At 70.3% G+C, this 8,624-nt stretch carries 6 protein-coding genes; 2 read left to right on the forward strand and 4 right to left on the reverse strand.

Features of this window, described 5'->3' with window-relative positions; translation table 11 throughout:
• Positions 1 to 262: 262 nt before the first annotated feature.
• Positions 263 to 1,312: a rhamnogalacturonan acetylesterase gene (locus BZL64_RS05415; RefSeq protein ID WP_086766705.1), complete on the reverse strand. Its 1,050-nt coding sequence runs from the start codon at positions 1,310 to 1,312 to the stop codon at positions 263 to 265.
• Between the two features lie 190 nt (positions 1,313 to 1,502).
• Here BZL64_RS05415 and BZL64_RS05420 point away from each other — a divergent pair, with 190 nt between their 5' ends.
• On the forward strand, positions 1,503 to 3,182 hold the full coding sequence (locus BZL64_RS05420) for a rhamnogalacturonan lyase B N-terminal domain-containing protein (RefSeq protein ID WP_086766707.1): 1,680 nt from the start codon (positions 1,503 to 1,505) through the stop codon (positions 3,180 to 3,182).
• A gap of 15 nt (positions 3,183 to 3,197) precedes the next feature.
• Here BZL64_RS05420 and BZL64_RS05425 read toward each other — a convergent pair whose 3' ends face one another.
• Both BZL64_RS05425 and BZL64_RS39750 read right to left on the reverse strand, forming a co-directional pair.
• On the reverse strand, positions 3,198 to 4,610 hold the full coding sequence (locus BZL64_RS05425; protein WP_086766709.1) for an RICIN domain-containing protein: 1,413 nt from the start codon (positions 4,608 to 4,610) through the stop codon (positions 3,198 to 3,200).
• A 1-nt stretch (position 4,611) separates the two neighbouring features.
• Positions 4,612 to 4,767: a hypothetical protein gene (locus BZL64_RS39750; RefSeq protein ID WP_158101506.1), complete on the reverse strand. Its 156-nt coding sequence runs from the start codon at positions 4,765 to 4,767 to the stop codon at positions 4,612 to 4,614.
• A 219-nt stretch (positions 4,768 to 4,986) separates the two neighbouring features.
• Here BZL64_RS39750 and BZL64_RS05430 point away from each other — a divergent pair, with 219 nt between their 5' ends.
• Positions 4,987 to 7,083 carry an autotransporter gene (locus BZL64_RS05430; protein WP_086766711.1) on the forward strand — a complete coding sequence of 699 codons (2,097 nt, stop codon included), beginning with the start codon at positions 4,987 to 4,989 and terminating at the stop codon, positions 7,081 to 7,083.
• 124 nt (positions 7,084 to 7,207) lie between these two features.
• On the opposite strand, the gene BZL64_RS05435 is transcribed toward BZL64_RS05430, so the two are convergent.
• Complete coding sequence (locus BZL64_RS05435; protein WP_086766713.1) at positions 7,208 to 8,602, reverse strand: amino acid permease; 1,395 nt, start codon at positions 8,600 to 8,602, stop codon at positions 7,208 to 7,210.
• Between the last annotated feature and the right edge of the window lie 22 nt (positions 8,603 to 8,624).

Consider the following 8,624-nt stretch of genomic DNA (forward strand, 5'->3'; position numbering starts at 1 on the left):
GGCGGCCAGCAGGGAGTCGGCGGCCGACTCCCAGTGGGCGCGGGTGTAGCCGGTACGCGGGCTGAGGGTGCGATCGGGCGGGGGGAGATGCATCGCGGGCTGCTTTCCTTCCGAACCGGGGCGGGGACGGGCCGGCGCCCGCGGCACCCCTGCGTCGGTGCGGGCCGCGGGCCACGGCCGGTGGGCGGCGGCGTTCCGCCGGCCACGGGGCAGGGCCTGGGCCTGGAGGCGCCCCGGTTCCGGTCGGGGCGCCCCCAGGGGTCTATCCCACCCTCACCAGGCCTTCCGGCACCAGATGCTGGGCGAGGAGTTCGTCACGGACCAGGCCCGCGTAGACGGTGGCGCCGTGTACGGAGGTGTGCGTGTTGTCCCGTTTCTCGTTGTAGAGGTAGAGGGCCTTGGAGCCCTCCGTCCCCAGGGACTCCACCAAGGACTTGGTCTTCGCCGTGAGGTCGATCAGCGGGACGTCCCGCGCCGCCGCGACCGAGCGGACGACGGCGGGGTGGTCGACGCCGAGGCCGTTGACCAGCAGGGCCGTGCCGTTGTTGAGCGTGCCGTCGGCGTTGAACCAGCGGCGCACGATCGGGGTGACGAGGACCGGCCGGCCGCCCTTCTCCCGGACGCCCGCGACCAGCGTCTCCAGGTTCGTGCGGTAGGTCGCCTCGTCGGTCGTCTTGTCGTTGTGGGCGAGCTGGATCATCACCAGGTCGCCGCGGTGGATCTGTGGCTGGACGGTGGCCCACAGCCGCGGGTTCCCCAGATAGGTGACCGTACTCTCCCCGGAGTCCGCGTAGTTGGCGACGGAGACGCCTTTGCGCAGGTACTGCGGGAGTTGCTGGCCCCAGCCGGAGTAGGGGTCGCCGGGCTGGTCGCAGACGGTGGAGTCGCCGACGAGGAAGACCTGGCGGGTGTGCCGGGCGGGGGTGACCCGGATGTCGGCGAGGGCGGGCGCCGAGCCGCCGAGGACGAGGTCCAGACCGGGGGTTCCGTCGACGCCGGTCGGCTCGCCCTCGGGGGTGCGGACGTTCACGGTGAAGGTACGTGCGACGCGCTCACCGGCCGGGACGACGGTCTCGGGCAGCAGGGAGCGCCGGGTCTCGCCGGCGATCGCGGTGCTCGACGCCGCCTCGCCACCGAGCAGGACCTTCACGTCGTACGTACCGGGCGGGACATCGAAGTGGCAGGCGGTGCCGGTGCAGGCGGCGACGCCGAGTACCGGACTCCCGCCGTCATGCGCCTGGGCGGCGGGCACCGCCGTCAGCGCGGTGGTCAGGGTCAGTGCCGCCAGCACGGCGGGGGTGAAACGTCTCACATGCGGCTCCTCGGTCACGCCAACAGGACCTGGCGGAGGACCGTACCGCCTCCGGCAAGCGCTTTCTAGGTTTCGGACTCATTTCACATGATTGCCAACCTCCAGCCAGTGAAAGCCCTTTCGCGAAATCGATTCAACTGCCACTCTGACGAATCACCCGCACCCCCCACCTCCCGAAGGAGGCACCCCCATGTCCGGATCCGAGAGCCACCACCCGGTCCGACGCCGCACCTTCGTCCTCGGCACCGCCGCCGCCGGCACCGCCGCGCTCGCCGGTCCCTTCGCCGCCCCCGCGTCCGCCGCCGCCTTCGGCTACACCGACGACGGCTCGAACTACGTCGTCGACACCGGAGCCGACCTCGTCTTCAAGGTGAGCAAGACCAACGGCGACCTGACCTCGCTCGTCCACCGCGGCGTGGAGTACCAGGGCTACGGCGGCATGAACTCGCACATCGAGTCCGGGCTCGGCACCTCCACGGTGTCGGTCAAACAGTCCGGTACGACGATCCTGATCTCCGTCACGTACGGCACGCTGAAGCACTACTACGCGGCCCGCAGCGGCGAGAACAACGTCTACCTGTGGACCAACAAGGCCGACACGTCCGTTTCGGCGACCCGTTACATCCTGCGCGTGAAGAAGGGCCTGTTCCTCAACGACGAGCCCGACTCCTACACGTACACCACCAGCACCATCGAGGCCTCGGACGTGTTCGCGAAGTCCGACGGCCAGACCCGCTCCAAGCACTACTCGAAGCTGCGGGTGACGGACTACGACTACGTCGGCTGGAGCGCCGGCGGCGTCGGCCTGTGGATCGTGCGCAGCAACCACGAGAAGGCCTCCGGCGGCCCCTTCTACCGCTCGCTCCTGCGTCACCAGAGCGCGGACGGCGGCGGCCTGTACGAGATCCTCTACTACGGCCAGAACCAGACCGAGGACCAGCGCTTCGGCCTCCAGGGGCCGTACGTCATCTCCTTCACGGACGGCGGTGCCCCCTCCTCGTCGCTGTTCCCGGGCACGCTGACCACGTCCTGGGCGGACTCGCTCGGCATCGCCGGGTACGTCGGCGCGAGCGGCCGGGGCCGGGTCGCCGGCGTCGGCATCACCGGGCGGAACACGGCGTACCCGTACACGGTGGGACTCGCCAACGCGGCGGCACAGTACTGGGGTTCGGCGCGGGCGTCGGACGGCTACTACTCGATCGGCGGGGTGCTGCCGGGGACGTACACGCTGACCGTCTACAAGAGCGAGCTGGCTGTATACAGTACACAGGTGACCGTGTCCGCCGGGTCGACGACCACCCTCAACTCGGTCGCGATCCCGTCCACGAACGACCCGGGCAACGCGAGCGCCATCTGGCGGATCAACGAGTGGACCGGCTCCCCCAGCGGTTTCAAGAACGCCGACCTGATGACCTACGCGCACCCCTCCGACGTCCGGGCCACCTCCTGGACCGGCAACGTGGTCGTCGGCAGCGGCAGCGAGACCTCCGCCTTCCCCTGCTACATCTGGAAGGACGTCAACAGCGGTCTCCTCGTCTACTTCAAGCTCACCGCGGCCCAGGCCGCCGCCGCGCACACCCTGCGCATCGGCGTGACGACCGCCTACGCCAACGGACGCCCGCAGGTCGTCGTCAACGACAACTGGACCTCCGCCATCCCCTCCCCGCCCACCCAGCCGAACACGCGGTCACTGACCAACGGGTCCTACCGGGGCAACAACCACACCTTCACCTACAGCATCCCGGCGAGCGCCTGGCAGACGGACACCAGCCAGTACAACGTGCTGAAGATCAACGTGGTGAGCGGTTCGGGGGCGACCGGATTCCTCAGCGCGGGAACCGCCTTCGACGCGATCGACCTGCTCGCGTGACGCGCTGACCCGAGGTCATGTTCCGCGCGTCCACTGCTGGTTCGTCCCTCCGTTGCAGGTGTAGGTGATGACGGCGGCCGAGTTGGCGGTGGACGCGCCGTTCACGTCCAGGCACTCGCCGCTCGCGCGGGACTTGACGCTGACGTAGCTGCCGGACGTGGTGAGCGACCACTGCTGAGCGTTGGACGAGGCGCTGCAGTTCTCCTGGGACACGGTGTTCGCGTTCTCCTGCACACACAGGGAGCTGCTCCGGACGACCAACTGGTAGTAACCGCTCCCGACCGACTTGAACCAGTACTTCTGGTTGCCGCCGCCGTTGCAGTCGTACTGCTTGATCTGCGCGCCCTGCCAGAGGGACTGGCTGGTGATGTCGGCACACCTGGCCGAGTGGCGGGCGATCAGCGTGTTGTACGTGGCGCTCGTGCCGGACACCGTGCCCGCGGCCGTGTCGAGCGTGACCTCCGGGGACCAGGTCATGGACATCGAGGTCGAGGTGGGGAAGGTCAGCGGCAGCCACACGTACCGGGAGTCGTTGACGGTCCCGCCGAAGGAGTTCCCCCACCGGTCGCCCAGGTAGAGGTAGGAGGTGCCCGAACTGCCCTGCACCGGCAGGACGTACGCCGTCTGCGAGTTGAATGTCGTCGAGTCGCCGACGTTCGTCATCGCCGACCAGGGGCCGGCCAGGGAGGTGGCGGTGGCGTACTGCTGCTGGTTGGGGTTCCAGCCGGTCGCTCCCGAGGTCAGCATGAAGTAGACGTTGCCTCGCTTGAACAGCGCGGGCGCCTCACGGTGTCCACCGTGCCAGGGGTCGGCGACGAGACTCGCGATACCGGTGTAGTCGGCGGTGAGCCGGTAGATCTGAAGGTCGTAGTTCTCGCGGGCGGCGGAGACCATGTAGCCGGCTCCGTCGGTGTCGACGTACACCGTGATGTCGCGGGACATGTGCTGGCCGAGCGGCCGGAAGCTGCCCTGCCACGCGTAGTTCCCGTCCACGGTGTCGGAGACGGCGACGGCGGCACGGGCCTCGCTGTAGTCGGTGCCGTTCTCCTTGTGCATCCACATGACGAACTTGCCGGTGGAGGCGTTGTACATGACCTTCGGCCGCTCGATGTTGGCGGTGGCCAGCTCGGGGTCGCTCGCCTCGGTCAGGACGTGGTTGCGGAACTCCCAGTTCTTCAGGTCGGTGGAGCGGTAGGCGTCCACGTACCGGAACGTGTTGTCGGCGTTGCGGTTCTCGCCGAACCAGTAGTAGTAGGTCCCGACCTTGAGCACCCCGCCGCCGTGGGCGTGTACGGGGTTGCCCGAAGTGTCGGTGAACTGCGTGCCGTTGGCGATGGTCTGGGGCGCGGCCTGCGCCGGGCCCGCGGTGGCGAGGGCGCCGGTCAGCGCCAGACAGAGGGTGAGCAGGATCGCGTACGCACGTCTCATGTCACGCACTCTCCTTCACGGTGCCGGCGACGGGGACGCCGCCGTCGGGGGTGCCGTCCGATGTCCGGGCGCAGGCCTGGAGGTGGGTGCGGCGGTGGACGTGGGCCTGGGCGGCACGGGGGCTCGGCTCGGCCGGGGACGAGGGGTGGGGCTGCACTCGGCTGCCTCTCGCCTGGGGGTCGTTCCAGCCATGAACACCCCTTGGAATGTTCGAGACTGCGAACGGCATGTGGAATGACGAACGCCGAAAAGGTAAGGGCGCGTTACGAGGAGGTCAACGGGTCTGGCGAGACAAGACAGAAAGCCCTTTCACCAAAGTTTCCGGCCGGGCGGCAAGTTTCTGTTATCGCGCCTGCCCAGGACCGTCTCCGAGAACGTGCGCAGCCCTCTCCACACCACAGCAGCCGCCGCCGGTGCACTCGCGGCGGTCGCCGCCCTCCTGGCCACCGCTCCCCCGGCCTCGGCCGCAGGCGTGCGGGACGTCACCGCCGACGTCCTCGCGAACCGCGACGTGACCCTCACCGGCGACACGGCCGTCACCGTGCCGCCGGGAACCACGACGTACGACGGCGTCCTCCGCGGGCAGGGAACGCTCACCGTGCGGGGCCGCGGGACGCTCGTCCTGACCCGGGACAGCGACTTCACGCTGCCGGACCCGCGGCAGCGGCAGACCGTGCGGACACTCGGCGGCAACCATCCTTACGTGACGGTCACCCGCCCCGATCCGCCCGCGATCACCGTCGAGCGCGGCGCGACACTCCAGTACGGCGACGGCGGGACGACCGGGCTGATCGGGCACTTCCCGTACGACACCCCGGCGTTCCGGCTCAACCAGGACAACATCCGCGTCGACGGAACCCTGCGGCTCGCCCTGAAGAGCGCCTTCAACCTCGGCACCATCAGCGGATCCGGGCTGATCACCCAGCCCCGGTTCCTCTGGGGCACCTGGGACCTCTCGGGCACCCACACGTTCTCCGGGGTGATCGACAACGGCACCCAGCTGAACGCCGGCCGCCCGGAGTACGCCACCTCCCTCCCCGGCGTGCGCAAGGTGCTCAACCAGGGCACGTTCACCGTCGACACCCCACTGGGCCGCACGGTCACCATGGGCATGGACTTCTACCAGCGCGAGTACGGCAGCGACATCAACGTCCAGTCCCGGCCCGGTGGCCAGGTCGTGCTCACCGGCCAGTACAGCTGGTCGGACCGGGGCGGCGACACCGACCCCTCGCTCAGCAACCCCGCCCTGAACTGGACTCCGGCCCGCAAGAACGTCAACAAGCGCGGCACCAACATCAAGGGCGCGGACGTGCGCTGGGGTGACGGCACCACGAGCAAGATCTTCATGCCGGGCACCGCGGAAACCGTGTACATCAACCTGCTGGCCGCCCGCTCCCGCTCGAAGCTGACCTTCGACTACAACGGCCCGGTGACACTCGGGGCGCCCATCGGCGGCGGCCGCTTCCACGACACGCTGGCCACACCCGGTGCCGGAGACATCGTCATCGCCGGCACCGAGGGAAACGACGTCACCTTCGCGGCCGCGCAGTACTACGACGGCTCGACGACCGTGCGGAAGGGCGCGGTGCTGCGGCTGGGTTCGGGCGCGGCCGGGGGTGACGGTTCGCTCCTCACCGGGACCGACCGGCGGCGGATCGTGAACGACGGCACGCTCGTCGTGCGCAACACGAAGGCCGCCGTCACCCTGTCCCGGCTCGGCGGGAGCGGCTCGCTCGTGCAGGAGGGCACCGCGCCCACGACGCTCACCGGATCGGCGGTCACCTACACCGGGGCGACGACCGTCCGGAAGGGGACCCTCGCCCTCAGGGACGGGGCAACACTCGTCAACAGCCGTTCCGTACAGCTCTCCTCGGCGGGATCGCTGCTCGACACGGGAGGTTCCGCACTGCGGGTGACCGGCTCCCTCGGCGGTCCGGGGACGGTGCGCGGGAGCGTGACGAACGAGGGCGTCGTCGCGGGCGGACTGACCGTGAACGGTGACTTCAGGCAGGCAGCCGAGGGCGAACTCGTGCTGCGGGAGCGGCCGTTGCGCGTATCCGGCAAGGTCCGGCTGGCCGGGACACTCGATCTGGCGGCGGCCGGCAACACCACCGCGCCGCAGATCACCGTCCTCGACCACACCGGAACAGCGCCCGTCTCGGGGACCTTCGAGGGAATGGCGGAGGGCGGCGAGGTGAAACTCGCCGACACTATCTACCGGATCAGTTACCGGGGCGGCGACGGCAACGACGTGGTCCTGGCGGCCACCACCGCGAGCCCCTCCACCAAGGCGGCGGGCCGGGCCTCGTCCGGCGAGGTGCCGACCGAGGCCCGCAGTACGGCGGCCGACGGCGGCGGCGGGCCTGCCTGGTGGCCGTACCTGCTCGCCGCGGGGATGCTGGGCGGCCTGGTGCTCCCGGTGACGTTGCGCGGCCGGCGCGGGGGTGGCGGAGGGGGCCGGCACGCGGCCTAGGACCCCGTGGTCGCTCGGCGCGGACAACGGCCCGGCGGTTCACGGAGGGGTTCGACGGCGGTCCGCCGGCCGGCGCCGGCGCCGAGGACCTCGCGGGCCTCGGCGTCCGGGGAGGCGGTGCCGGTCACGCACCCGGACCAGTCACCTCGGTCACCTCCGCCGGCTCCCGGCGCCCGCGCAGCCACACGTACACCGGGATGCCGGCGAAGAGGAACAGCACGCCCTGGTAGACGGCCGCGTAGCCGGCTCCCGCGATCAGCCAGAAGGAGAATCCGAAGGAGAGGGCGGCGACGATGAGGTCGCGGACCAGGCCTGCGGGACGGACTCGTTCGCGTGTACCGCGGGCCAGCCAGTACAGCTGCGCGGCGGCGGACAGCAGGTACGGGACGCAGCCGGTGAACGTGGTGATCAGGACCAGCACGCGGAACGTGGTGTCGGGTCCGGCGGTGAAGTTGAGGCCGATGAGCACCGTACCGAGGACGGCCACGGCCCACACGCCGAAACCGGGCACGCCGCCCTTGCCGACGCGGGCGAACGGTTGCGGGAACAGCCCGTCGCGGGCGGCGGCGTACGGCATCTGGGCGGCCAGCAGGATCCAGCCGTTGAGGCAGCCGAGGATGGAGGCGACGGCGACCAGGGAGATGGCGGTGCCGCCCCAGGTGCCGCCGGTGATCGCGTTCACGGCGTCGGCGAAGGGTGCCCCGGACTCGACGAGCCGGTCGTGCGGGACCAGGCCGAAGACGGCGACCGTGCCCAGCAGGTAGACCAACGCGGATCCCAGAGTGCCCAGGACGCTCGCCCGGCCCACCGTGCGCTCGGGATCGTCGACCTCGCCCGCGCTGACGGCGGCCGACTCCACGCCGAGGAAGCTGTAGAGCAGCAGCGCGGCGGAAGCGGCGAGCGCGCCGGGAACACTGTCTCCGGAAGCGTTGAACGGCCCGAAGTTGTCGGTGTCGATGAAGAACAGACCGATCGTGGCGACCAGCAGCAGCGGAACGAACTTCAGGACGGTGGAGACGATCTGGACCGTGCCCACCCAGCGGGTGCCGGCGAAGTTGGCGGCGGTCGGCAGCCACAGCGCGGCCAGGGCGACGACCGCTTCGAGTGTGTGGTTGCCGTGCAGCGGTATCAGCACGTCGACGTAGCCGACGACGGCGACGGCCAGCGCGGCGATGCTGACCCAGCACATCGTCCAGTACGACCAGGCGGACAGAAAGCCGGCGAAGGGGCCGAACGCGTCGCGCGGGTAGACGTACAGGCCGCCGGTGACCGGACTGCGGCGGGCGAGCTTGCCGAAGAGGAGCGCGAGGAGGAGCGCGGCCACGGAGAGGACGACGAAGGCCAGCAGGCTGACCGTGCCGTACGGGGCGACCGCGGCGGGCAGCGCGAAGATGCCACCGCCGATGATGTTGCCCATGACGAGAGCCGTGGCGGCGGTGAGGCCGAATCTGCGGCGGCGGGGAGTGGGGGCCGGGCCGGCGTCGGCGTCGGCGGCCTCGGTGGTGCTGGGGGCAGTCATGGGGATCCGTACGGTGCGGTGG

It is taken from the genome of Streptomyces bobili (assembly GCF_002154575.1).
Lineage (GTDB): Bacteria > Actinomycetota > Actinomycetes > Streptomycetales > Streptomycetaceae > Streptomyces > Streptomyces bobili.

Excerpts from the sequence above, each read along its gene's own strand:
- BZL64_RS05425 (WP_086766709.1), bottom strand. The coding sequence starts at position 4,610 with ATGAGACGTGCGTACGCGATCCTGCTCACCCTCTGTCTGGCGCTGACC.
- BZL64_RS05420 (WP_086766707.1), top strand. The coding sequence starts at position 1,503 with ATGTCCGGATCCGAGAGCCACCACCCGGTCCGACGCCGCACCTTCGTC.
- BZL64_RS05435 (WP_086766713.1), bottom strand. The coding sequence starts at position 8,602 with ATGACTGCCCCCAGCACCACCGAGGCCGCCGACGCCGACGCCGGCCCG.